We start from the raw sequence: 21,939 nt of genomic DNA on the forward strand, positions 1-21,939 counted from the left end.
GTTCGCGCACCCCTCGAAGCCGGCGCGAGGAATCGCGTGGGGCGCGTTGAGTCGCTTGTCTGGTTGTGGCAAGCATGCGCCTCCCGCGCCCGTGCCAATGAACCCCGTCACGCTTCAAATCAACCTCGCGCCCACGGACCATCCTCACGCGCGCCTCATCCTCCCGCACCAGCTCCGGCAGCTCGGTCCTTCCGTGCAGGAGATCCTGCTGGTGTTGGACCTGCATCGCAGCCAGGGCAGCCGATTCGCGGAGGCGTGGCTGGAGCGCAAGCCCAAGATGGAGCGGCTGCTCGACGAGCTTCGCGCGGCGGACCCTCGTGTCCGCGTGGTGGAGGTGGACTACTCGCCCGCCACCACCCGCGCGCTCTCGGAGCGCTTCTTCGGAGGCACCCACCTCCCCATGAAGGACTCGCGGGGCGGTCCCTATCACTCGTATTTCTTCGGGGTGTCCGAGGCCGCGCACCGGCATGTCCTGCACCTGGATGCGGACATGCTCATCGGCGGTGGCTCACCGACGTGGGCCGCGGAAGCGATGGAGCAGCTCGCCTCGCGGGAGGAGCTGGTGAGCTGCAGTCCGCTCTCGGGGCCTCCTCGCGCGGATGGCACGGTGGGCGTGGATGCTCGCTGGTATGAGCCGGATGGTGCGGCCCAGGCGTTCCGCTTCCGGCGCTTCAGCAGCCGCGTGTTCCTGGTGGACCGCGATGCGCTGACCCGCAGGCTGGGTCCGCTGCGCGCGCGCCTGGCTCCGCCCATCCATGTCTTGCGCGCGCTGAGGGCCGGCAATCCTCCCTACCGCGAGCCGGAGAACCTCATCACCCGCGTGATGATGCACAAGCGGCTGTGGCGGTTGGACTTCCTCGGCTCGGGGCAGGGGCTGTGGACGCTGCATCCCCAGTACCGCTCACCGACGTTCTACGAGCGGCTCCCGGAGCTCATCGCGAGGGTGGAGTCCGGCGACATGCCCGACGCCCAGCGAGGCCAGGAGAACGTCCACGACTGCCTGGTGGACTGGTCCGACGTCCGCGCGGCGCGCAAGCGTTGGTACCACCGGAAGTAACCGGGGCGGGCGTCACCCGTTCGCGACGGTGCGCTCTCTGGGGCAGGCCAGCTCGGGGAACGCATCGGGCCGGTCCCACAGGATGAAGTGGCTGCACTCCTCCAGTGTCACCACGTCGAGCGTGGGCTCGGCGCGCCGAGCGCTCTCGAGCATGGAGACGGAGTCCAGCACCCGGTCCTGTCCCGGCACGAGCACCGTGCCGCGTCGCACGTTCTGGAACAGGGAGGCGTCGCGCTCCCGAATCCAGGCCTCGATATCGCGCGCGTTGGTCACCAGCGTCGACACGCGCTTGGGATTGAACGGGAAGGCCCGGATGAGCTCGCGCTTGCGAGCATTCTCCAGCGGTCCCCACATGTACCGGGTGTGACGGGAGATGGGGTCGAGTCTCCAGAGCAGGATTCCGAAGGGCATCAGCCAGAGCAGCGCATCGTTCGGCTTCGCATACGGGCGACCCTGCGGGAGGACGGGGGCCTCCAGGACCACCTCCACCCGCTCGAACAGGTCCGGCCGCTGCCGCGCGGCTTCGAGCACCACGGCGCCGCCTCGCGAATGTCCATGCACCCGGATGTGCTCGGTCCTGGGCAGGTGCTCCAGGGCTTGCACCAGCACGGCCGCGTCGTGAGGGATGGTGCCTTCCGGCTCGGTGGGCACGCGTGCCCAGGGCGCGGGCCGCTCAGCGGGTTGCGCGATGGGCGGGTGATAGTCGCAGCTCGTCACCAGGATGAGCTGGAGGTCGGAGGCCTCGTAGTGCCGCGTGAAGTAGCGCATGTCCGACACGAAGCCGTGCATGCAGATGACGGTGGCGCGGGGGTGCTCGCAGCGCCGTTCGGCGATGAGGGCCTTGCCGACGCGGTAGACGTGTCCGTCGAAGGGCTCGGCGGGACAGGCGGGGCCCTCCCGGTGCAGCAGCCATTGCCGCAGGACGAGCACGAGGAGGGTGATGCCGGCGAGGATTCCGATGCCCAGGAACATGCGTTTTCTCTGAAGCGGAATGGCGACGGAGGTCCCTCACATCATAGTTCGCGCGAGGGCTCACCATGGAATCGGGCGAATGTGTGATGGGGCGCTCTTGCCCGGTTCCTGGGCTTCGAGAAAGTGGCGCTCAGGTCAGCGCTGTCTCCGACGTGACGATTCCGTCGGCGTCCGCGTAGAGGAAGTGCCCGGGGCGGAAGGTGACGCCCGCGAAGCGCACCTCCACGTCGTGCTGGCCCGCTCCGCGCTTGCCGCTGCGAAGCGGATGCGTGCCCAGGGCCTGGACACCGATGGCGGTGCGGCCCACCTCCTCCGAGTCGCGGATGCAGCCATTGACCACCACGCCGGCCCAGCCGTTCTTCTGGGCGAGCAGCGCGAGCTGGTCACCCACCAGCGCGCATCTCCGGCTGCCGCCTCCATCCACCACGAGCACGCGCCCGTTGCCCGGCTCCTCCAGGGCCTTGCGCACCAGCGAGTTGTCCTCGGGCGCGAGGACGGTGCTGATGGCACCGGAGAACGTGGTCCGGCCGCCGTAGTGCAGGAAGCCCGGCTCGGCGATTTGGAAGTGAGCCGAGCCCGCGTTCGCATCGCACAGGTCCGCCGTCTTGAAGTCCATGGGTCCTCTCCTGGGGGCCAGGCCTTGGCGCCGCGGTGTCTCCGTGCCGCCCGGGCTCATGATGCCTCGTGGGGGGAGGCCAGGAGGATGTGCGTCCTGGTGTGATTCTCCACGGATTCGTTGCCGAGCTGTCAACGAGGCGTCTCCAGCGCCCCCGGGTTGCGGGACAAAGAAGCAGCGGGCATGGGGATGGGCGGGAGTCGCCGCGCCGCGTGCTGTCACATGCTATGGAACGCGACATGAATCACGCTCTCAGCCAGTCCCTGTTCGCCCGCGCGCAGGAGCGCATCCCGGGTGGCGTCAACTCCCCCGTGCGCGCCTTCCGGGGCGTGGGTGGGGACCCCGTCTTCTTCCGCGAGGGCTCGGGGGCCTGGCTGACCGACGTGGATGGCAACCGCTACGTCGACCTGGTGGGGAGCTGGGGGCCGCTCATCCTGGGCCACGCCTACCCGCCCATCGTGGAGGCCATCATCGACGCGGCCCGGCGCGGCTCGTCCTACGGCGCGCCGCACGCGGGCGAGGTGGAGTTCGCGGAGCTCATCTGCTCGACGATGCCGGCGGTGGAGATGGTGCGGCTGGTGTCCAGCGGCACGGAGGCCACGGTGGCCGCCATCCGCGTGGCGCGAGGCTTCACCGGCCGCGAGCACATCCTCAAGTTCGAGGGCTGCTTCCACGGCGCGGGTGACCCGTTCCTGGTGAAGGCGGGCAGCGGCGTGGAGACGCTGGGCCTGCCGGACTCGCCGGGCGTGCCGGCGGCGCTGGCGAAGCTCACGCTCACCGCGCCGTTCAACGACCTGGACGCGGTGGAGCGCCTCTTCAAGGCGCAGGGGCACGACATCGCGTGCGCCATCATCGAGCCCGTGGTGGGCAACATGGGCGTGCTCATCCCGAAGCCCGGCTACCTCCAGGGGCTCCAGGCGCTCTGCCAGAAGTACGGCGTGCTGTTCGTGCTCGACGAGGTGATGACGGGCTTCCGGCTGGCGCGCGGTGGCGCGCAGGAGCTGTACGGCCTGAAGCCGGACCTGACGACAATGGCCAAGGTGATTGGCGGCGGCATGCCGCTGGGCGCCTACGGTGGCCGCGCGGACGTCATGCGGAAGGTGGCGCCCGCGGGGCCGGTGTACCAGTCCGGCACGTTGTCGGGGAACCCGGTGGCGGTGGCGGCGGGCATGGCGTGTCTCAAGGCGCTCGCGGCGCCGGGGACGTATGAGCGCTTGGAGGGCATCAGCCAGAAGCTGGAGGCGGGCCTCGTCGCGGAGGCGAAGGCCGCGGGGGTGCCCGTCACGGTCAACCGCGTGGGCAGCATGCTGACGGTGTTCTTCACGTCGGAGCCGGTGTTCGACTACACGAGCGCCAAGACGTCGGACACGGGGCGCTTCGGTCGTTTCTTCCACGCCATGCTGGATGCGGGCGTGTACCTGCCGCCGAGTCAGTACGAGGCGGCCTTCTTCTCGCTGGCGCTGGGCGAGGCGGAGGTCGCGCACGTCCTGGGTGCGGCGAGAAAGGCCTTCCGCGCCCTTGGCCAGACCGGTTGAGCCGGAGCCCCTCGCGGGCCCCGTTCGCTTCGGTCCCTATACCCTGGTGCGCCGCATTGGCGCCGGGGGGATGGGTGAGGTCTTCCTCGCGCGCGAGGAGTCTCCGCGTCGCGCGTGTGTGGTGAAGAAGGTCCTGCCTCAGCTCATGCAGAGCCCGCAGTTCGTCGGGCGCTTCCGGGACGAGGCCCGCGTGGTGGTTCGGCTGGACCATCCCAACATCGCTCGCGTGTACGCGATGGGCGAGGTGGACGGGCAGCTGTACCTCTCCATGGAGTACGTGAGGGGCAAGACGCTCAGCCGCCTCTCGTATCGCCTCCGGCAGCTGGGGCGGATGATGCCGCTGGGCATCGTGCTGCACCTGGGACAGCGGCTGTGCGAGGGCCTGGGCTATGCGCACGACGCGACGGATGAAGAGGGCCACGGGCTGCACCTGGTGCACCGGGACCTGTCCCCCGCGAACGTCTGCATCAGCTACTCGGGTGAGGTGAAGATCATCGACTTCGGCGCGGCGCAGTCCACGCTGAAGGAGCAGCAGACCGCGCCTCGCGTGGTGATTGGGAACCTGACGTACATGTCCCCGGAGCAGGCGCGAAAGCGCTTCGTGGACCGGCGCGCGGACCTGTACGCGGTGGGCGTCTTGTTGTGGGAGCTGTGCGCGTGGAAGCCGCTGTCGCAGCGAGGCGACCCGGTGGAGCGCTGGCGTCGCGCGGCCTATCCCCAGTGGGAGCCCGCGGGGAAGTTCCGGGAGGGCCTGCCGTCGAGCGTGGACGCGTTCCTGGCGAAGGCCCTGGCACCCGAACCGGCGAACCGCTTCCCGGACGGGGCGGCGATGGGCGCGGAGCTCGCGCGCCTGAAGGCGAAGCTGTCGTCGGGGATGGGCGACGCGGAGCTCGCGCGGCTGATGGCGCTGGTCTTCCCCCGCGAGAAGAAGGCGGAGGAGACGCTGCTCGAGGAGCTGCTGCGCGAGGAGGCCCGTCGCACGCACACCGAGCCGGAGCTCGCCGCGACGCTCACTCCGCCCACGGCGCTCGCCTTCGAGCACAACGCCATCGAGGCACCGGACGACTTCATCCCCTCCGAGCGCGTCCAGCTCGTGCACGCACCCGGGTCCGGAGAAGACGAGCCGACACACGCCGACAGGCCGCCCGTTGCCGCCGAGCACGCACCGTCGGATGTGCGTCGCGACGCCGACGATGATGAGCCGACCGCGGTGGCTCCGCCTCCGAGCACGAGCACCGTGGACCCCGCGGTGACGATGCCGCTGGGCGCGGAGGAGATTGCGTCGAGGACCGCGCAGTATGGCACCGCCCTCGAGGAGGAGGACTCGAGCCGCGCTGTCGCGCCCAGGCCCGTGCAGGTCGTCGAGGCCACCGAGGCGTTGGATGCGGCGAAGGTCCTCGTGGCCATCGAGCAGGCCACGGCCGTGCGCGCGAGCGGGTCGCGTGAGTCCCTGTTCCCCGGAAGTGGCGAGGACACGGCGACGCCTCCCATGCCCGCGACACCGCCGCCGCCTCGACGCACGCCTCGGGTGACGCAGGTGGGCTTTGGTGTCGACATCTCGCAGACGGTGGCCACGGAGGCCATCGAGGCGCGGCGCCTGGCGCTCGTGCGTGCCATCACCGGCGACGGTGAAGCCCCCGCCGTCGCGTCCGAGTCGCCCGCTGTCGATGCCGAGCTTGCCGAGGTTCCTCAGGGGCCTCGGGTCTGGCTCGCGGTCGCCGTGTTCGCGGGAGCCTCGCTGCTGGGGCTCGCGGTGGCGTGGCTGACCGTGTGGCGTTGAGGCCCGTGTGGCCTCACGGCATCGCGTGCATCGGGCGCGTGGTCGCCGGGGAGTCCAGCGGCAGGTAGAGCCTGAAGCACGTGCCGTGTCCCGGCTGCGAGTCGAGGGTGAGGTGGCCCTGATGCGACTCGATGATGCGCTTCACCACGGCGAGGCCCAGGCCCGTGCCCTTGGCCTTGGTGGTGAAGAAGGGCTCGAAGATGCGCGCGCGCACCTCGGCGGTGATGCCGGGGCCCGTGTCGCTGAACTCCACCATCACCTCGGGGGCACCCGCGGCGCGGCGCACCGCGGCTCGCAGGCGGCCTCCATGCGGCATGGCCTGCATCGCGTTGATGGCGAGGTTGAGGAACGCCTGTCGCATCATCCGCTCATCCACCGTCACGGGCGGGACGTCCTCCTCCAGGTCCAGCTCCACTCGCACCGCGCCCGGTGACTCCGCGAGCGCGCCGCGCACCGCGTCCTCCACGAGGGGCGCCAGGGGCACGGGGTGCGGATGGGGCGCGGGGGGACGCGCGAAGGTGAGCAGGTCCGCGACGATGCGGTTGAGCCGGTCCGCCTCCTCCGCGACGATGTCCACCAATGGCTCCGCGGGGCTTCCCGGGCCGATGATTCGCCGGATGGAGGCCACCGAGTTGAAGATGGCGCCCAGCGGATTGCGCACCTCGTGGGCCACGACGGCGGACAACTCACCCAGCGCGGCCAATCGCTCTCGGCGGACGAGCTGCTCCTGGGTGCGCGCCAGCTCCACGTAGCTGTCCTTCAAGTCCTCCACCAGCCGGGCTCCCTCCAGCGCCAGCGCGAGCTGATTGGCGATGGCGCTCGCCCGCTCGATTTCGGCGGGGGTGAAGCGCCGAGGACGCCGCGTCTCCGTGGCCACCATCACCCCCACGGGCCGCTCGCGGACCACCAGGGGCAACACCAGGAACGCCTGGGCGCTCGAGCTCTCTCTCAGGTTCTGGTCCACCCGGACATCCGTGACGGCGTCCTCCACCATGATGAGCTCGCGCGACAGGAAGCCCAGTCCCGTGGCGGACGCATCCGGGGCGCTCGCGGGCAGGCATCTCCCGAGCAGCTCCGGGTGGTTGCCACTCACCGCTCGAATCTCCAGCCACTCGCGGGAGGAGTTCGGCATGAGCACATACGCATCCGGCGTGTCGATGATGCGGGCCAGGCTCGTGACGCCCGTGGCCAACAGCTTGTCGAGCTCCAGCGTGGTGGCCAGCGCCCGCGCCACCTCATGCAGGAGGGCCATGTCCTCGGCCCGTCCGCGCAGCTCCTGCAGCAGGCGATGGGTCTCGATGGCCGCGGCGAAGTGCGTGCCCATCGCCTGCAACGTCTCCAGCTCCAGGGGCGTGAAGTGCCGAGGCTCCCGGAAGAGGACCCCGAGCGTCCCCACGTCGCGCGAGCGCACGCGCAAGGGGACGATGACCAGGGTGTGGACGCCGCGCTGTCGCAGGTCCTCGCGCAGGCCCTCCGGACAGTCGCGCGTCTCCATCGCGCGCGGCGTGCCCTCCTGTTGGACCTGCTTGCACAGACCCGTCGCGCTCCACACCCGCGCGAAGCGCGCCTCGTCCGCGTCCCTCAGGTCGAGCCCGCGCGAGTAGGCCAGCTCCAGCTCGCTCTCCCGTGGGAGGAGGAGGGCCACCGCGTCACACGCCACCAGCCCGATGATCTCCTCCGTGCCGGGACCGAAGAAGGCGCGCGGATGGGGCGCTGAAGCGGCCTCCGAGGCCAGCCGGTTGAGCGCCGCCAGCGCCGCGTTCTGCGCGGACAGCTCGGAGATGGTGAGCGCCGCGTCGAGCGCCGCCGACACCTGGGCGCCCAACAGCCGCACGGGCTTCAGCTCCTCCTCGTGCAGCCCGTCTCCCGCCAAGGCCAGCACGGCTCGAGGCCGTCCCCCCGCGTCGATTCGCACGGCGAGGAGGGGGAGCGACGCCACGCGCGCAAGCTCGTCCCGCGCGTCCTTCGCTCGCTCCTCGCCCAGGAATTGAGCCACCTCTCGCGGCAGGTCCGCCGAGCAGGCCGCACCTTCCTTCCAGGCGCGAGTCAGCAGCGCGGGCCAGCGGCCCACCATGTCGCGCGGTCCCTCACTCCGCGTCGGCACCAGCGTGACGGGCACGAAGGACTGTCCCAGGCGGACCCCGTTGCCCTCGGGCGTCAGCCACGCGAAAGCCCAGCCGAGCTCCTCGAGTCCCTGGAACACGCGCCGCAACACGTCGCTCTCGGTGCGCAGCGAGGACAGCCCCGCGCCCAGCTCCGCCAGCCGTTGCAGCACGTCCCGCTGACGGCTCCGCGACGTCACGTCGCGCACCATCACCACCCAGTCCGGGCCACAGGGGAAGAGGGTCAGCTCCACCTGCCGCTGCTCGCCCGGGGTCGTGCTCAGCGTGGTCTCGTAGGTGCTGGAGACCGGCTCACCCCGCATCAGGCGCGACTGGCGTTCGGTGATTTCCGCCATGCTCGACTCCGACAGGAGGAGCGTCGCGGGGGAGCCCACCAGTCTCTCCAAGGCCGCATTCACATACACGAAGCGACGTTCGCGAATGACGCAACGCCCACGGACATCTCGTCGAAGGAGCCATAGGGGGCTCCGCCCGGGATGGATGGGTTCACGGCGCACCCGACTCTTCCATCGCATGCAAGCGTCGAGAAGCAGGCACACCCCTGCTTCGATGACCAGCCCACACACGCGGCAGCCGGGTCGTGGATTCCCCTGAGGAGGGCGAGGCTCGCGGCCCCGCCCTCCAGGACTCAGGGAGGAGGCTTCAAGCCTCAGGCCGAAGCGCCAGGGCCGTGCGCCGCCCCGCGGTGGTGGATCCGCTCGTAGAGGCCGATGAGATCCGCCTCGCCCAGGACGTGTCCTTCCATGGCCTTCAGCAAGTCCGCGCGGGTGGCGCGCCCCAGGTCGGGCAGCACGGTGTCCAGCGCATACAGCCGGAAGAAGTACCGGTGCCGGCCGATGGGGGGCATGGGGCCGCCGTAGGCCTGCTGGCCGAAGTCATTCAGCCCCACCCGGGTTCCCGGCGGTAGCGCGTCCGGCCGAGCCCCCTCCGGCACCCCCTGCGCCCCAGGTGGGATGTTGTAGAGGACCTGGTGGCAGAAGATGCGCTGGGGGCGCCGGGGGTCCGGGGCGTCCGGGTCCTCGACGATGAGCGCCAGGCTCTTGGTGCCGGCGGGTGGGTTCTCCCAGTGCAGGGGGGGAGCGGTGTCCTCGCCCTCGCCGGTGAAGGCGATGGGGATGAGGTCCCCGTCCTTGAAGCGGGGGGACGTCAGCACGAGCGGCTTGGGCATGGAGTCCTCCGAGAAGCGGGATAGGGGCAAGCTGGCGACGCGCCCGGCCCGACACGGATGAGCACGCCCCCGGCCGATGGAGTGCCGGGCACCTGGGGGACGGAGCGGGCGGGCGCCTGGCGTCGCCACTCGAGAACCGCGGGGGCTCGCGCTGGAAGTGATAGCTGCGCTTGAGGGTGCCTCAACCCCCACTGGCGCCGCCCCCTCCCGTGACACTGTAGCGGTTGCACCTGCCGCTCATTCGGTGTTAAGCGGCGCCCGCGTGTGAAGGGGTTGGATCGGGTGGCATGGAAATCCGAGGGTTTCCCAGGGTTTGGGGAGGCGTCCGAATGGCGGCGAAGGAACCCCGGGAGAAGTCGGATGGCAGCGAGCTGGGGACGACGGCTCGGCAGATGAGGGCGGCGCAGCCCTACATCAATGCGGTGTGGAAGCTGGTGGGCGGGGCGGTGGTGGGAGTGCTGGGAGGCTACTGGCTGGACCGGAAGCTGGGGTCGGGGCCGTGGTTGTTGGTGGGCTTGAGCTTCCTGGGTATCTGCGTGGGCTTCTACGGATTCCTCCGGGAGATGGCTCGACTGGGACGGCGCAAGTGACGGGACGGGATGTTGAGGTGAAGGACCCGTTCAAGTCCCACGCGGGACTGGCGGCCGGGGTGATGGGGGTGGGCGTGGCGGTGGCGGGGTTGCTCCCGACGGTGGCGGAGACCCGGGTGTCGGCGCTGTGGGGCGTGGGGCTGGCGGCGGTGACGGGCGTGGTGGCGCTGCTGCTCAAGCGCCGGGCGATGAAGCAGGACCTCAAGGCGGCGTTGAAGGTGGTCGGGGTGGTGTTCGGCCTGAGGATGGTGGCGGTGCTGGTGGGGTTGGTGGGGCTGGTGTCGCGAGGAATGCCGCCGGTGCCGTTTGTCGCCGGCTTCTTCGGCGTCTACTTCGCGCTGCAATGGATTGAAGTGAGCTACGTGATGGCCGCGTCCAAGGGCGCGGCCGGCGGAGACGAGTGATGCGCAAGGCAATGGTGCTGTTCGCCAGTCTGTTCGTGGCCACCGCGTGGGCTTCCGAGTCGGGAGGTCACGGCGAGGGGCACGAGCCGAGTGTGCCGGATTACATCCTCCACCACGTCTCGGACACGAACGACTTCGAGCTCGAAGTCCCCCTGAGCCAGCCCATCCACCTGGGCGCGATTCCGCCCATCCGCATCGGCAGCTGCGAGCCGGTGATGACGGACCACGGGATGGTGGCCCCGTCCGGCTGGTCCGGCCTGCTCCAGGGCTGCCTGGACCTCTCCATCACCAAGCACACGGTGATGATGTGGCTGGCCGCGGTGCTGCTCCTCGGCACCCTGCTCATCTGGAGCAACCGCGACAAGACGAAGCTGGTGCCGCGCGGCACGGGCGCCAACCTCATCGAGATGCTGGTCCTCTTCGTCCGGGACGAGATGGCCATCAAGAACATCGGCAAGGAGGACGGCCCCCGCTACGTGCCGTACCTGCTCACCGCGTTCTTCTTCATCCTCGCCATGAACCTGCTGGGCCTGGTGCCCTGGATGGCCACCGCGACGGGCAACCTGGCGGTGACCGCGGGCCTCGCCATCTGCACCTTCGTCGTCACGCAGGCCGCCGGCATCCGCTCCGCGGGCCTGGGCGGCTACCTGAAGCACCTGACGGGCGGCGTCCACTGGTCGCTGTGGCCCATCATGATTCCGGTGGAGATCCTGGGCCTGTTCACCAAGCCCTTCGCCCTCACGATGCGTCTGTTCGCCAACATGCTGGCGGGCCACATCGTCCTCTTCTTCCTCATCGGCCTCATCTTCATCCTGGGCCACCCCGCGGTCGCGGTCATCAGCGTGCCCTTCGCCTTCGCCATCTACCTGCTGGAGCTGTTCGTGGCCTTCGTCCAGGCCTACGTCTTCACGCTCCTGTCGGCGCTGTTCATCGGCATGGCGGTGGCCACCGGTCACCACCACGATGACCACGGCCACGCGGAGAGCGACCACGGCCACGGCAAGGCGCACGCCTAGGCCCCCGACGAGTTGACGGGGCGCGGTCCGTACCGGCGCCCCGGTTGAGCACCTGGCGATTCGAAAGGTCGCCAGAGGTAGTCCTGAAGGGCATCACGACCCCCCCACAAGCGGGTCCTTCGCTACGAAAAGAGAAGCACTGCCATGACCAACATCGCTCTTGCCTTCCTCGCCGCCGGCCTCGGCGCCGGTCTCTCCATCATCGGCGCCGCCCTCGGCATCGGTAAGCTCGCCGCCGCCGCCATGGACGCGACGGGCCGTCAGCCTGCCGCCGGTGGCGACATCCGCACCACGATGATCATCGCCGCGGCCCTCATCGAAGGCGCCACGCTGTTCGCGCTGGTCGTTTGCGTGCTTCTGGCCGTCAAGTCGTAAGGCCGTTCCGTAGGAAGCCTGGAGCGCGCCGGTGCTCGCCTCGAGCAGCTGCCGGCGCCTCCTGGTGGTAGAACCCGAGACTTTCCGCCGTCTGACTCCCTCACGCCGGACACGCCGCCATGTTCCTGCCCTCCGTCCTCGCCGCCAGCAACCTCGTGAGCGTCCAGCCGGGCCTCATCTTCTGGACCCTCGTCACCTTCGTCATCGTCTTCTTCGTCCTGAAGTCGAAGGCGTGGGGCCCCATCCTCCAGCTCGTGGAGGAGCGTGAGAAGCAGATTTCGGCCGCCGTGGAGAGCGCCAAGCGTGAGCGCGCCGAGGCCGAGAAGCTGCTGGCCGACCAGAAGACGGCCATCGCGGAGGCCCGCCGTCAGGCCGCCGACGAGACGCGCCGCAACCAGCAGGAGATGGAGAAGTTCCGCGAGGAGCTGATGGCCAAGAGCCGCAAGGAGGCCGAGGAGCTCAAGCTCAGCGCGCGTCGTGAAATCGACGAGCAGAAGACCAAGGCCATCGCCGAGGTCCGCGCCATGGCCGTCGACCTGGCCATGGAAGTGGCGGGCAAGCTCATCAACGAGCGCATGGACGACAGCAAGCACCGCGCGCTGGCCGAGCAGTTCGTGCAGAGCCTTCCGCTGAGCGGCGCCAACACCGGCGCGCGTCGGTCGGCCTAGCTTTTTGGGGAAGCGCGCCCCCCGGCGCGTTTGTTCCAGGGAATCACCATGGGTCTATCCATCGGAATCGTCGGGCTGCCCAACGTGGGCAAGTCCACCCTGTTCAACGCGCTGTCGGCCGCGGGCGCGCAGGCGGCCAACTACCCCTTCTGCACCATCGAGCCCAACGTGGGCGTGGTGCCCGTGCCGGATGAGCGGCTGGACAAGCTGTCCGAGCTCATCAAGCCGCTGAAGAAGGTCCCCACGTCGCTGGAGTTCGTGGACATCGCGGGCCTGGTGCGCGGCGCCTCCAAGGGCGAGGGCCTGGGCAACCAGTTCCTGGGCAACATCCGCCAGGTGGACGCGGTGCTGCACGTGCTGCGCTGCTTCGAGGACGACAACGTCACCCACGTCGAGGGCGGGGTGAATCCGGTGAGGGACCGGGACGTGGTCGACACGGAGCTGTGCCTCAAGGACCTGGAGACGGTGGAGAAGCGCCGCGAGCGCTCCTTGAAGAACACGAAGATGGGCGGCAAGGCCGGCGACGAGGCCAAGGCCGAGGTCGCGCTGCTGGACCGCGTGAAGGCCGGGCTGGACGCCGCCATCACCGTGCGGGCGCAGAAGCTGACCGAGGAGGAGAAGGCGCTCATCCACGACCTGTTCCTCCTGACGGACAAGCCGGTGTTGTACGTGGCGAACATCGGCGAGGGCGAGATTGGGAAGGAAGACGCGAACAAGCACGTCGCGGCGGTGAAGGAGATGGCCGCGAAGGAGGGCTTCGACGTGGTGGTGCTCGCGGCGGCGCTGGAGTCGGAAATCCAGCAGCTCCCCGAGAGCGAGCGCCCGGGCTTCCTGGAGAGCGCGGGGCTGAAGGAGCCGGGTCTGCACAAGGTGGTGCGGGCGGGCTACTCGCTCCTGGGCTTGTGGACGTACTTCACGGTGGGCGAGCAGGAGTGCCGCGCGTGGACCATCCACAAGGGCTACAAGGCGCCGCAGGCGGCGGGCGTCATCCACTCGGACTTCGAGCGCGGGTTCATCAAGGCCGATGTGATGCGCTGGGAAGACCTGGTGAAGCTGGGCAGTGAGGCCGCGGTGAAGGACAAGGGCCTGCTGCGGATGGAAGGCAAGGAGTACGTCGTGCAGGACGGTGACTGCATGCACTTCCGCTTCAACGTGTAAGGGCTTGCAGCGGCCTGGAAGGGCCGCGAGCCGGAGTGGTACCGCGCGGGCGCGTTCTGGAGGGCCTTGAAGGCCGTCTGGAAGCGCCCGCGAGGCGTTTGGGGGTCAGAGGCTGACGCGGGGGCCGCGCAAGGCGGCGAAGACCCAGAGACCGATGCCGGCGAGGGTGAGGAAGGTTGTGAAGATGGCGGCGCGGCGTGCGCGCTCCAGGTTCTCCGTCTGCCGGGAGGCGTAGAGCCACATGCCTCCGACGCGCAGGCCGGCGAAGACGGCGAGCAGGACGCCGCCGATGATGGGCCAGCCGCTGGTTCGGGTGATGAGGGCGACCCAGGCGCCGACGAAGGCGAGGTTGCCCGCGAAGGCGGCGATGGCGAGACGGGGATAGGTGCGTCGAGGGTCCACGGCGCGCAGTGTCCACGCCGAGGGCGCTTCCGCCAACCAGAGAGTGTCTGGGGTGGCGGGAAGGTGACAGCGACGTCCTGGGAGGGCCCCGGGGATTCAGGGGCCCGGGAGGGACTCAGTCGTTGCGCGTGACGCCGGAGAACTCGCGGGCGAGGCGGTCCAGGGCGGCCTGGCTCTCGCGGGCGTAGCGGGCGGTGATGCCGTTCTGGACGCTCTTGGAGCTGCTGGAGAAGTGGACCAGCTCTCCGGCTTTGTTCTTCCGGCCGCGCTCGGCGTAGATGCCGCTGATGAGGTCCGCGTCGCTCACGGTGGACGGGTCGCGGCCCTTGAGCGCGGCGCTGATGATGGAGTCGACCGCCTTCTTGCCGTGCTGCACGGAGGCAGACCAGGCGACGTCGCGCAGGGCCTGGGAGCGCGTGTTCAGGTTGAGGCCGACGTTGTTGCGGACCTCGCCGGCGCTCACGTCGTAGTGCGTGCGCTGGATGTAGTCGTGCTGGGCCTTGTCGAAGCCCTTGGGGTCCAGGGCGGCCAGGTCCTTCCAGGCCTTGGAGAACTCCTTGGTGCCCGGCGTCAGGCCGTCGAAGTTCGCGTGGTAGCTCGGGTGGGTGGTCTTGAGCGAGTTGACGAAGGCCTTCGCCGAGCCGTTGTTGGATGCGAATTGATAGGAGCCGTAGGAGACGCCGCCGTGGTCACCCTTGCCGGTGGAGACGGTGCCAGGGCCCTTCGCCTCTTCCTTGCGGCTCAGGCCGCCGAGGGTCTCGTAGTCGCGCTGGAAGGCGCGGGGCGTGCCGAGGGTGTTCGTGTTCTGCGTGAACGACTGGGCGGGGCCGATGGACTTGCCGCCGATGGTGCGCGTGGTGACGCGAGAGGCGGACAGCGAGGCCGCGGGCGTCGAGGAGAAGTCCGCGCTGTCCATGAAGGAGCTGCTCATCATGCGCGAGTTGACCGTGGGAGTCGTCTGCCGGGTCTTCGCGGTGTAGCCGCCCTTGACGTCCTGGACGCCGACAGTCTTGGACTTCACGGAGGTATAGGTGTCGCGGGGGCCGACGCGCGTGGAGAAGGACTGGGTCACCCCCATGGGGGTGTTGCTCAGGGTGCGCGAGGACGTCGTGGGCTTGCCGAGGGAGTGTCCGGCGGCGAAGGACGAGGACGCCATGGACGTGGGGCTCAGGGCCCGCGCGGAGAAGGTGTCCTTGTTGGGGCGAGGCGTGGGGGTGGGGACGTTGCTCGGGAGGCTCACCGACTTGGTGGTCGCGGCCTTGGTGGTGGCTGCCTTGGACGTCGCGGCCTTGGTGTTGGAGGCCTTGGTGTTCGACGCCTTGGAGCTCGCGCCCTTGTTGCTGGTGGACGACTTGCTGCTCGAGGACTTGCTGCTCGTGCTCCGGCTGCTGGAGGAGCGGCTGGAGCTACTCGAGGAACGACTCGAACCGCTGGTGGACCCGACACCCATGTGCAGCTCTCAGATGACGGACAAGGACGCGCGAGGTCCCTCGTGACACATGCCCGATGCCGCAGTCCGTCATGGCGTACAGCTCGGGTCATGAGGGTTATCGGCCGATGTGGGACAATAGTTTCCGGGTAGCCGGTTATTTCGTCTCCAGGGCTCGAGACGGGAGCCCTGTTTCTCGGCGAGACCCTCGTCCTGGCGGGTGGGAGTGCACAGGCTCACGGGGGCGTTGGCGCCGGGAATTGGCAGGCATTGAGGGTTGAATAGGTGCTGGACGTGAATCGCACGATGGAGACAACTCTGTCCCCCTCGCCTCCGATGCAGACGGCTGTGTGGCCATAGACGCTGCACCGGTTCGAGCAGAGTTCCGAACTGAAGAAGGGCTGGTCCGCGCGACAGGGAGATTTGGGGAGCTCTCCTGTGGCGCAGGGGGGACCGCATCGCGCGATGACGGATTGGAGCGAGTCCCCACGGGCAACCCGACAGGTCTTCCCAGTCGCGGTGGGGATGCTCTCGCCCAGATTACAGGCCAGGGCGAACGCTGCTGCGAGTGCGGGAATGAGCCGGTGCTTGAAGGTCTTCATGGGCAGGGGAGGGGGCTATGGGAACTCTTTCGAGAATTCATGGCGACGCTCAAGGGGGGGCAATGCATGCACAGTCGATGCTGAGCCTGTCGGGTTCACGTACTTCATTGCAGGCGAGATGCACGGGCCCGGAGCCGACTTCGTATTGCAATCCTCTCCCGTGGGAGGTGTCGACGGAGATTTTGCAACCGCGCTCTTTCCCTCCCCACCCATTGACTGTGGTTGCTTGGCTTTGCCGCAAGCGACTCTTCACTTCCGAGATGCGGCAGGAGGTTCGACATAGCGGGCCCTGGGGCGGAGCAGGTGGCCTTGCTCCCGCTGCTCCAGGATGTGCGCCACCCAGCCCGCCGCGCGCCCCACCGCGAACAGTGTCCCCGCCGCCCCCGGCGGCAATCCCAGCGCATCCGCCAACATCACCAACCCCAGGTCCACCGAGGGCTCCGGATGCCCCGCGTCCCGCATCGCCTCCTGGACCGCCCTTGCCACCCTCACCCTGGGCACCTCGGGTCTGACTTCACGCGCGGCCTCCAGCAGGGGAGGGCACCTCGGGTCTCCCTTCGGATACAGCCTGTGCCCGAAGCCTGGCACCGCATCGCCTCTCCGCAATCGCTCTCGCACCACCGCTGCCGCTCGCTCCGGCTTCTCCACCTCCGTCAACAACGCCTCCACCCTGTCGCACGCTCCTCCATGCCGAGGCCCTGACGACGCCGCCAACGCCGCGCTCACGCACGCATACAGGTCCGCCCCCGAGGACGCCGTCACCCTGGCCGTGAAGGTCGACACGTTCAACTCATGGTCCGCGCACAACACCAATGCGCGATTCAACAGCTCCGGCGCACGCTTCACCTTGGAGTCCCATGCACTCACCAGGGACTCCGCCATCGTCTCCGCCCGCAACGCTCTCGCCACCCGTCCCGGCGCGTGCGCCACTCCCACCCATGCCGCCAATTGGCGCAGCAGCCGCCTCGCTCGCACCTTCTCCTGCTCGGGCGGCGCCGCGAAGCGCACCGCATCCTTCGCCGCCAACAACGGCACCAGCGCACTCAACGCTGTCACCGGCGGCGTCTCTCGCGGCAACAGCCTCGCCAGCTCCGAGGGCGGAATCACTGCCTCCCCCGCCTCCCACCGAGGCTCCTCCTCCAGCAACTCCCCAGACCACAACAACTCCGCCACTGCCTCGAAGCTCCGCCCCTCCAACACCAGCCCCACCGCCGAATGCCCTCGGTATGCCAGTCCCTCCGCTCCCACCTGCGACACCGATGAGTCGATGACCGGCTCTCCCCACCGCAGCGCCCCCGACGCCACCGCCGCATGCCCCGCCCTCGCGTCATGCCGCGTCTTCAGTCGCTCCAGGTCCGAGCGCACATACCGGTTCTCCTTCGTCCCCGGCTCCGGCACACACCGCACGAGACCTCGGCTCACGTAGGTGTAGAGCGTCGCCCGCTTCACCCCCAACAAGGCCGCCGCCTCCACCGCCGTCACCAGCTCCTCCTCGGGTCGATGGACGAATCGAGATTGAGAGCGTCCTCCCTTGCGTCTACTCATGTCTCAACAGCCTCCCGACAGCCATTGTCGACTCGACTCGATTCTCACGTCGATGTGTGCCTTCCCGCACGCATGGAGGCTCGGACACTCATTCGAGAGGAGCATCCCCATGACCGTGGACTTCGGACGGACCTCGACGGACTACACCCGGCACCGCGCCGGTTTCCCCGACTCCTTCTTCGACCGGCTCGTCCGCGACAACGTCCTCCGCCCAGGACTCCGCACCGTCGACGTCGGCACCGGCACGGGCGTCGTCGCCCGCGGTCTCGCCCGCAATGGCTGCTCCGTCATCGGCCTCGATGTCTCCGCGTCCATGCTGGAGGGCGCACGGCAACTCGCCACCGAAGCCCACCTGTCCATCGACTTCCGCGAAGCCCCCGCGGAGTCCACCGGACTCCCCTCGGCGTCGTTCGACGTCGTCACCGCGGGCCAGTGCTGGCATTGGTTCGATCGGCCCGCAGCCGCGCGTGAGGCCGCTCGGCTGCTCGTCCCTGGAGGACGGCTCATCGTCGCCCACCTCGACTGGCTCCCCATGCCCGGCAACGTCGTCGAAGCCACCGACGCCCTCATGAACGCCAGCAATCCCAATCCCCCTGACCATGTCCGCTTCGGCTGCGGCGTCGGCCTCTATCCACAGTGGCTCAGTGATGTCACCGACGCGGGCTTCACGCCCCTGGAGACCTTCTCCTACGACGTGCTGATTCCCTACACGCACGAAGCCTGGCGAGGCCGCTGCCGCGCCAGCGCCTTCGTGGGCGCCACCCTTCCTCCCGCCGAGGTCGAGCGCTTCGACCAGACCCTCGCCCGCATCCTCTCCGAGCGTTTCCCTCAGCCCGTCCTCGCCATCCCCCACCGCGTCTTCGCCCTCCTCGCCACGCGCCCGTGACTCCCATGTCCACGCACCCCCACCTCGTGCATGAACCCTCGCTGCCCTGGACCGAAGTCACCCAGGGCCCTCGCGTCGCGTATCGCCGCAAGCAATTGGGCGCCGCCGCGAAGGGCCAGCAACTCGGATGCAGCCTGATGGAGCTGGCTCCCGGCAAGCACGCCTTCCCGCTCCACTACCACCTGGCCAATGAAGAGGCGTACTACGTCCTCTCCGGCTCGGGCCTGCTGCGCCTCGGTGACGCCTCGCTTCCCGTGCGGGCCGGTGACTACGTCGCCCTCCCCGTGGGGGCCTCGAGTGCACACCAGCTCGTCAACGATGGCACCGAGCCGCTGCGCTACCTCGCGTTCTCCACGATGGTGGAGCCCGACGTCATGGTGTACCCGGATTCGAAGAAGGTGTGTGTCACCGCGGGCTCCGCGCCCGGGGGCGACAAGGCCGCTCGAACCCTGTACACCGTCCTCCCCCTCGCCGCCGAGGTGGACTACTGGAGCGGCGAGGAGCGATAGGCTCTCGCCCCATGCCCCCCCTGCTCGACGTCCTCACCCGGGAGCACCTCCTCAAGGACCGCGCCGCCGCCTCGGAGCTGCTCCCTCGCGGCGAGCCTCCCCAGGTCTCATTGCTGCGCCTGTGCGACGCGGGCCTGCTCCAGGGCGGGCTCTCCGTCTCCCTCGGCGTCCGCCCTGATGAGCTCATGGGCCCGCTCACCCTCGCCATGGGCGGTGCCGCTCGCCGCCTCAAGGTCGTCGATGTCCGCGAGCGCCCCGTCCTCGAGCTGCACGTGCAGGCCGGTGAGGTCATCGAGCGCTGGGAGGTCGAGAACCTCTCAGCCCTCGTCCACAACCTCAATGACCTCTACCGCGACGCCCAGGACGTGCGCGCCGTGGCCGAGCTCGGTGAATGGGAAGACGCGCTCCAGCTCTGGTGCATCGACAAGCGCGCCCTGCCGCGGCTGTTGCGACAGCCTTTCTTCTCGCCCTGGAATGCACGTGCCCTGCAGGGCTCGGCCAGTTGACGGAGGGTGCTAGCCCTTTCGTACTCTCGCGGGAATCCGGGGTTCTGAGGCAGCATGTCCTGAATGCGTCTGCCCCCCCTGGTCCTCGTCCTCCTGTTGCTGTCTTCCGCCGCCCAGGCCGAGCTGGATTCGTTTGGCGTGGGAACCGGACGCGACGGCTCGCTCACCGTCAATACCCGCCGCACCATCAACACGGCGATGCGTATGCCATTGGGCGCGCAGCGGGGGACGCGGACACTTTCGGTGGAGGCTGTCACCGCGCCCGCGGTGGGCAGTCTGCTGCTCATCCACCAGACGCAGGGCTTCGCCTCCAGCACTCCCTCTGGTGGCACCGGCCCGACGAGCCCTGGCGGCGTGGGGAGCTGGGAGATGGCGCGAGTATCCTCGGTCACCGCGGGCAGCCCGATGGTGATTCAGCTCTCCGCGCCGCTCGTCAACACCTACGACGCCCCCGGCTCGCAGGCCGTCACGGTGCCTGAATACACCACGGTCAACGTGAGTGGGTCCGGCTCGCTCGTGGCGCCGGCTTGGAATGGGAGCAGCGGTGGCATCCTCGCGTTCCTCGCCAACGGCGCGGTGACGAACAACAGCTCCATCAACGCCGATGGAATGGGCTTTCGCGGCGGTGTCTTCGGTGAGAACACGACGCGCACCAACTGCACCGGGGATGACCTCCCCACGTCGCAGGGGGGCGCCTTCAAGGGGGAGGGGCTCGTGGTGGAGCGCTATGGCTCCGCCTCCGGGCGCGGCAACCTCGTCAACGCGGGCGGTGGCGGCATCTGCAAGGACGCGGGCGGCGGCGGCGGTGGGCATCGCGGCGCGGGAGGTCTTGGCGGAAGGACGGCTCCCACGGATGGCATGCGCGACATGGGCGGTCAGGGGGGCGTGGTGATGGACTACACGGTGGTCTATTCCTTCCTCTTGGGTGGGGGTGGTGGCGCGGGAGAGGGAGACACCGGGGATGGTTCGAGCGGTGGCGCGGGCGGCGGCGCGGTGCTGGTGCGCGCGCTCTCGGTCTCCGGGGGCGGAACCTTCTCCGCGAATGGCGCGGCGGCCGCGGCATCGGGCGGCGAGGATGGCGCGGGCGGAGGGGGCGCGGGGGGCTCGGTCATCGTGCGTGTCACGGGCGCGCTGGGCTGTTCCCAGGCCCTCGTCCAGGGCGGCGCGGGAGGCAATGCGCCGAGCGCCTCCTTCCAGACGGGGCCTGGGGGTGGTGGTGCGGGTGGAGTCCTGCTGCTCCATGGCGCGTCCGTGTTGTGCTCCGGCTCACACGCGGGCGGAGCCGCGGGAACGGCGGGCTCGTCGGGTGGCAGCTACGGCGCCACGGCGGGCGGCATCGGAGAGATGAAGCAGTTCATCTTCCCCTACCAGGCACCCACCACGCCGGTCATCACCGAGCCCATCGTCAACACCACCGTGTCGACCCGTCCCACCATCCGCGGCGTCGCGGACCCGGGCATGCGCGTCATCATCAGCGTCGATGGCGTCAGGGTCGCCGAGGTCGGCGCGGGAGTGGATGGAGCCTTCGTCACGGTGCTCGACCCGCCCGCTTCCGAGCTGGCCGTCGGGACCCACGTGGTGACGGCTGTCTCGGAGAGCATGGGCGCCTACAGCCGCCCCGCGTCCCAGGTGAGCTTCAACGCCCGGTCGCAGGCGGCGGATGCGGGCCTTGAGATTCCCATCATCGTGGTCCCCGCCGAGGGCGAGGTGACAGGACCCACGCCGTACATCGCGGGCGTCGCGGTCAACGCGCGGACGGTCGGCCTGTATATCGACAACCGCGAAGAGGCCATCGTCACCGCGGACTCGCAGGGCCGCTTCCGCTACGACATCCCGGCTGACTCGCCGCTCGCGGTGGGGCCTCACAAGGTCAATGCCCACGGCCATGACGTGGATGACAACTCCAGCGGGAGCTCTCCAGATACGCGCTTCGAGGTCGTCCTCCCAGACCCCGACGCGGGGTCTCCGACGCCGGATGCGGGAGGGTCGGATGCGGGGTCGTCCGGGCCGGACGCCGGTTCGGGGGATGCGGGCTCGGGCGTGACACGCGAGGTGCCCGTGCTCGTGGTCCCCGCAGAGGGCGAGTGGGTGGACCCGACGCCGCTGTTCGCGGGCGTGGCGCAGCCGGGGGCGACGGTCTCGCTGGATGTCGATGGGACTCGCGTGGCCACCGTTGTCGCGGACGCGACGGGTGCGTTCCGTCACACGCTGGCGGCCGAGAGCGCGCTGACTTCCGGCGCGCATGCCGTGTCCGCGTCGATGCTCAACAGCGAGTCCGGAACGCCCGGCCCCAAGTCTCCGGACACGGGCTTCCAGGTCCGCGGCCCCACCGCGCTGGATGTGGGCTGTGGAGGCTGTGGTGCGTCGCCTACGGGTGCGGCGGCGGCGTGGGTCCTGCTCATCGGCGTCGCGGCCTTGTTGCGCCAGCGTCGTCGTCAGGTGTCGGGCGTCAGGGTCACGCCTCCTCGACCGAAGTGTGGGCCTCCTGCCCGGTGACGGAAACGGGCCTCGTGCGCTTCGTGCGGCGAGGCCTGTCGCCACCGAGCCGTGAGCCCAGGCCCGTTCTCCTGTGCCTGATGCCCGCGCTTCGCGGGCCCG

General features: G+C 69.4%; 21 protein-coding genes. 14 read left to right on the plus strand and 7 right to left on the minus strand.

Annotated features, from left to right (window positions below):
- The first annotated feature begins 97 nt into the window (after window positions 1–97).
- The gene (locus MYSTI_RS02085) at window positions 98–1,057 is read left to right on the plus strand and encodes a hypothetical protein (RefSeq protein ID WP_015346036.1); all 960 of its coding nucleotides are present in this window, start codon (window positions 98–100) and stop codon (window positions 1,055–1,057) included.
- A gap of 12 nt (window positions 1,058–1,069) precedes the next feature.
- Here the strand turns inward: MYSTI_RS02085 and MYSTI_RS02090 are convergent, their stop codons facing one another.
- Window positions 1,070–2,029 carry an alpha/beta hydrolase gene (locus MYSTI_RS02090; RefSeq protein ID WP_015346037.1) on the minus strand — a complete coding sequence of 320 codons (960 nt, stop codon included), beginning with the start codon at window positions 2,027–2,029 and terminating at the stop codon, window positions 1,070–1,072.
- A gap of 130 nt (window positions 2,030–2,159) precedes the next feature.
- On the minus strand, window positions 2,160–2,645 hold the full coding sequence (rraA, locus tag MYSTI_RS02095) for a ribonuclease E activity regulator RraA (protein WP_015346038.1): 486 nt from the start codon (window positions 2,643–2,645) through the stop codon (window positions 2,160–2,162).
- A gap of 239 nt (window positions 2,646–2,884) precedes the next feature.
- Between rraA and hemL the strand changes: the two genes are divergently transcribed.
- Together hemL and MYSTI_RS02105 are read left to right on the plus strand one after the other, a co-directional pair.
- Entirely contained in the window at window positions 2,885–4,180 is a 1,296-nt protein-coding gene (gene hemL / locus MYSTI_RS02100) for a glutamate-1-semialdehyde 2,1-aminomutase (RefSeq protein WP_044278339.1), read from the plus strand.
- A complete protein-coding gene (locus MYSTI_RS02105; protein WP_015346040.1) occupies window positions 4,164–5,960 on the plus strand; it encodes a serine/threonine protein kinase in 1,797 nt (598 codons plus the stop codon). The genes hemL and MYSTI_RS02105 overlap by 17 nt, the downstream gene beginning before the upstream one ends.
- A gap of 13 nt (window positions 5,961–5,973) precedes the next feature.
- Here the strand turns inward: MYSTI_RS02105 and MYSTI_RS02110 are convergent, their stop codons facing one another.
- Both MYSTI_RS02110 and MYSTI_RS02115 read right to left on the minus strand, forming a co-directional pair.
- Entirely contained in the window at window positions 5,974–8,457 is a 2,484-nt protein-coding gene (locus tag MYSTI_RS02110) for a GAF domain-containing protein (protein WP_233278140.1), read from the minus strand.
- Between the two features lie 275 nt (window positions 8,458–8,732).
- Entirely contained in the window at window positions 8,733–9,251 is a 519-nt protein-coding gene (locus MYSTI_RS02115) for a YbhB/YbcL family Raf kinase inhibitor-like protein (RefSeq protein WP_015346042.1), read from the minus strand.
- A 329-nt stretch (window positions 9,252–9,580) separates the two neighbouring features.
- Here MYSTI_RS02115 and MYSTI_RS02120 point away from each other — a divergent pair, with 329 nt between their 5' ends.
- The 6 genes from MYSTI_RS02120 to ychF all read left to right on the plus strand — a co-directional run bounded on the left by MYSTI_RS02120 (window position 9,581) and on the right by ychF (window position 13,462).
- Window positions 9,581–9,841: an AtpZ/AtpI family protein gene (locus MYSTI_RS02120; RefSeq protein WP_015346043.1), complete on the plus strand. Its 261-nt coding sequence runs from the start codon at window positions 9,581–9,583 to the stop codon at window positions 9,839–9,841.
- A gap of 62 nt (window positions 9,842–9,903) precedes the next feature.
- Window positions 9,904–10,245 (plus strand): hypothetical protein, encoded by a 342-nt coding sequence (locus MYSTI_RS02125; RefSeq protein WP_420811533.1) that lies wholly within the window; start codon window positions 9,904–9,906, stop codon window positions 10,243–10,245.
- Window positions 10,245–11,261: a F0F1 ATP synthase subunit A gene (gene atpB / locus MYSTI_RS02130; RefSeq protein ID WP_015346045.1), complete on the plus strand. Its 1,017-nt coding sequence runs from the start codon at window positions 10,245–10,247 to the stop codon at window positions 11,259–11,261. The genes MYSTI_RS02125 and atpB overlap by 1 nt, the downstream gene beginning before the upstream one ends.
- A gap of 144 nt (window positions 11,262–11,405) precedes the next feature.
- A complete protein-coding gene (locus tag MYSTI_RS02135; protein ID WP_015346046.1) occupies window positions 11,406–11,636 on the plus strand; it encodes an ATP synthase F0 subunit c in 231 nt (76 codons plus the stop codon).
- A gap of 119 nt (window positions 11,637–11,755) precedes the next feature.
- Window positions 11,756–12,304, plus strand: a complete 549-nt coding sequence (gene atpF, locus MYSTI_RS02140; RefSeq protein ID WP_015346047.1) for a F0F1 ATP synthase subunit B — start codon at window positions 11,756–11,758, stop codon at window positions 12,302–12,304.
- A 48-nt stretch (window positions 12,305–12,352) separates the two neighbouring features.
- Window positions 12,353–13,462: a redox-regulated ATPase YchF gene (gene ychF / locus MYSTI_RS02145; protein ID WP_015346048.1), complete on the plus strand. Its 1,110-nt coding sequence runs from the start codon at window positions 12,353–12,355 to the stop codon at window positions 13,460–13,462.
- Window positions 13,463–13,567: 105 nt separating this feature from the next.
- Here the strand turns inward: ychF and MYSTI_RS02150 are convergent, their stop codons facing one another.
- Window positions 13,568–13,864, minus strand: coding sequence for a hypothetical protein (locus tag MYSTI_RS02150; protein WP_015346049.1), 297 nt, complete (start codon window positions 13,862–13,864; stop codon window positions 13,568–13,570).
- Between the two features lie 115 nt (window positions 13,865–13,979).
- Window positions 13,980–15,020, minus strand: a complete 1,041-nt coding sequence (locus tag MYSTI_RS44090; protein WP_201768949.1) for a VgrG-related protein — start codon at window positions 15,018–15,020, stop codon at window positions 13,980–13,982.
- Here MYSTI_RS44090 and MYSTI_RS02160 point away from each other — a divergent pair.
- Window positions 15,019–15,360, plus strand: a complete 342-nt coding sequence (locus MYSTI_RS02160) for a hypothetical protein (RefSeq protein ID WP_144369967.1) — start codon at window positions 15,019–15,021, stop codon at window positions 15,358–15,360. The two genes, MYSTI_RS44090 and MYSTI_RS02160, sit on opposite strands and share 2 nt — an antisense overlap.
- Window positions 15,361–16,144: 784 nt before the next feature.
- Here MYSTI_RS02160 and MYSTI_RS02165 read toward each other — a convergent pair.
- Window positions 16,145–17,440: a citrate synthase gene (locus MYSTI_RS02165; protein ID WP_044278352.1), complete on the minus strand. Its 1,296-nt coding sequence runs from the start codon at window positions 17,438–17,440 to the stop codon at window positions 16,145–16,147.
- A 109-nt stretch (window positions 17,441–17,549) separates the two neighbouring features.
- Between MYSTI_RS02165 and MYSTI_RS02170 the strand changes: the two genes are divergently transcribed.
- The 4 genes from MYSTI_RS02170 to agmC all read left to right on the plus strand — a co-directional run bounded on the left by MYSTI_RS02170 (window position 17,550) and on the right by agmC (window position 21,837).
- A complete protein-coding gene (locus MYSTI_RS02170; protein ID WP_015346052.1) occupies window positions 17,550–18,326 on the plus strand; it encodes a class I SAM-dependent methyltransferase in 777 nt (258 codons plus the stop codon).
- 5 nt (window positions 18,327–18,331) lie between these two features.
- The gene (locus MYSTI_RS02175) at window positions 18,332–18,835 is read left to right on the plus strand and encodes a cupin domain-containing protein (protein WP_015346053.1); all 504 of its coding nucleotides are present in this window, start codon (window positions 18,332–18,334) and stop codon (window positions 18,833–18,835) included.
- 11 nt (window positions 18,836–18,846) lie between these two features.
- The gene (locus tag MYSTI_RS02180) at window positions 18,847–19,341 is read left to right on the plus strand and encodes a hypothetical protein (protein WP_015346054.1); all 495 of its coding nucleotides are present in this window, start codon (window positions 18,847–18,849) and stop codon (window positions 19,339–19,341) included.
- A gap of 63 nt (window positions 19,342–19,404) precedes the next feature.
- Window positions 19,405–21,837 carry an adventurous gliding motility protein AgmC gene (agmC, locus tag MYSTI_RS02185; RefSeq protein WP_015346055.1) on the plus strand — a complete coding sequence of 811 codons (2,433 nt, stop codon included), beginning with the start codon at window positions 19,405–19,407 and terminating at the stop codon, window positions 21,835–21,837.
- Window positions 21,838–21,939 lie beyond the last annotated feature (102 nt).

Source organism: Myxococcus stipitatus DSM 14675, from assembly GCF_000331735.1.
Taxonomy (GTDB): Bacteria; Myxococcota; Myxococcia; order Myxococcales; family Myxococcaceae; genus Myxococcus; species Myxococcus stipitatus.

What these genes read in the sequence shown, in the direction of transcription:
- MYSTI_RS02165 (WP_044278352.1), bottom strand. Translation starts at nt 17,440, where the DNA reads ATGAGTAGACGCAAGGGAGGACGCTCTCAATCTCGATTCGTCCATCGA.
- rraA (WP_015346038.1), bottom strand. Translation starts at nt 2,645, where the DNA reads ATGGACTTCAAGACGGCGGACCTGTGCGATGCGAACGCGGGCTCGGCT.
- MYSTI_RS02090 (WP_015346037.1), bottom strand. Translation starts at nt 2,029, where the DNA reads ATGTTCCTGGGCATCGGAATCCTCGCCGGCATCACCCTCCTCGTGCTC.
- MYSTI_RS02160 (WP_144369967.1), top strand. Translation starts at nt 15,019, where the DNA reads ATGGACGTGGGGCTCAGGGCCCGCGCGGAGAAGGTGTCCTTGTTGGGG.
- MYSTI_RS02085 (WP_015346036.1), top strand. Translation starts at nt 98, where the DNA reads ATGAACCCCGTCACGCTTCAAATCAACCTCGCGCCCACGGACCATCCT.
- MYSTI_RS02170 (WP_015346052.1), top strand. Translation starts at nt 17,550, where the DNA reads ATGACCGTGGACTTCGGACGGACCTCGACGGACTACACCCGGCACCGC.
- hemL (WP_044278339.1), top strand. Translation starts at nt 2,885, where the DNA reads ATGAATCACGCTCTCAGCCAGTCCCTGTTCGCCCGCGCGCAGGAGCGC.
- MYSTI_RS02180 (WP_015346054.1), top strand. Translation starts at nt 18,847, where the DNA reads ATGCCCCCCCTGCTCGACGTCCTCACCCGGGAGCACCTCCTCAAGGAC.
- MYSTI_RS02115 (WP_015346042.1), bottom strand. Translation starts at nt 9,251, where the DNA reads ATGCCCAAGCCGCTCGTGCTGACGTCCCCCCGCTTCAAGGACGGGGAC.
- ychF (WP_015346048.1), top strand. Translation starts at nt 12,353, where the DNA reads ATGGGTCTATCCATCGGAATCGTCGGGCTGCCCAACGTGGGCAAGTCC.
- MYSTI_RS02135 (WP_015346046.1), top strand. Translation starts at nt 11,406, where the DNA reads ATGACCAACATCGCTCTTGCCTTCCTCGCCGCCGGCCTCGGCGCCGGT.
- agmC (WP_015346055.1), top strand. Translation starts at nt 19,405, where the DNA reads ATGCGTCTGCCCCCCCTGGTCCTCGTCCTCCTGTTGCTGTCTTCCGCC.
- MYSTI_RS02125 (WP_420811533.1), top strand. Translation starts at nt 9,904, where the DNA reads ATGGGGGTGGGCGTGGCGGTGGCGGGGTTGCTCCCGACGGTGGCGGAG.
- MYSTI_RS44090 (WP_201768949.1), bottom strand. Translation starts at nt 15,020, where the DNA reads ATGGCGTCCTCGTCCTTCGCCGCCGGACACTCCCTCGGCAAGCCCACG.
- MYSTI_RS02175 (WP_015346053.1), top strand. Translation starts at nt 18,332, where the DNA reads ATGTCCACGCACCCCCACCTCGTGCATGAACCCTCGCTGCCCTGGACC.
- atpB (WP_015346045.1), top strand. Translation starts at nt 10,245, where the DNA reads ATGCGCAAGGCAATGGTGCTGTTCGCCAGTCTGTTCGTGGCCACCGCG.
- MYSTI_RS02120 (WP_015346043.1), top strand. Translation starts at nt 9,581, where the DNA reads ATGGCGGCGAAGGAACCCCGGGAGAAGTCGGATGGCAGCGAGCTGGGG.
- atpF (WP_015346047.1), top strand. Translation starts at nt 11,756, where the DNA reads ATGTTCCTGCCCTCCGTCCTCGCCGCCAGCAACCTCGTGAGCGTCCAG.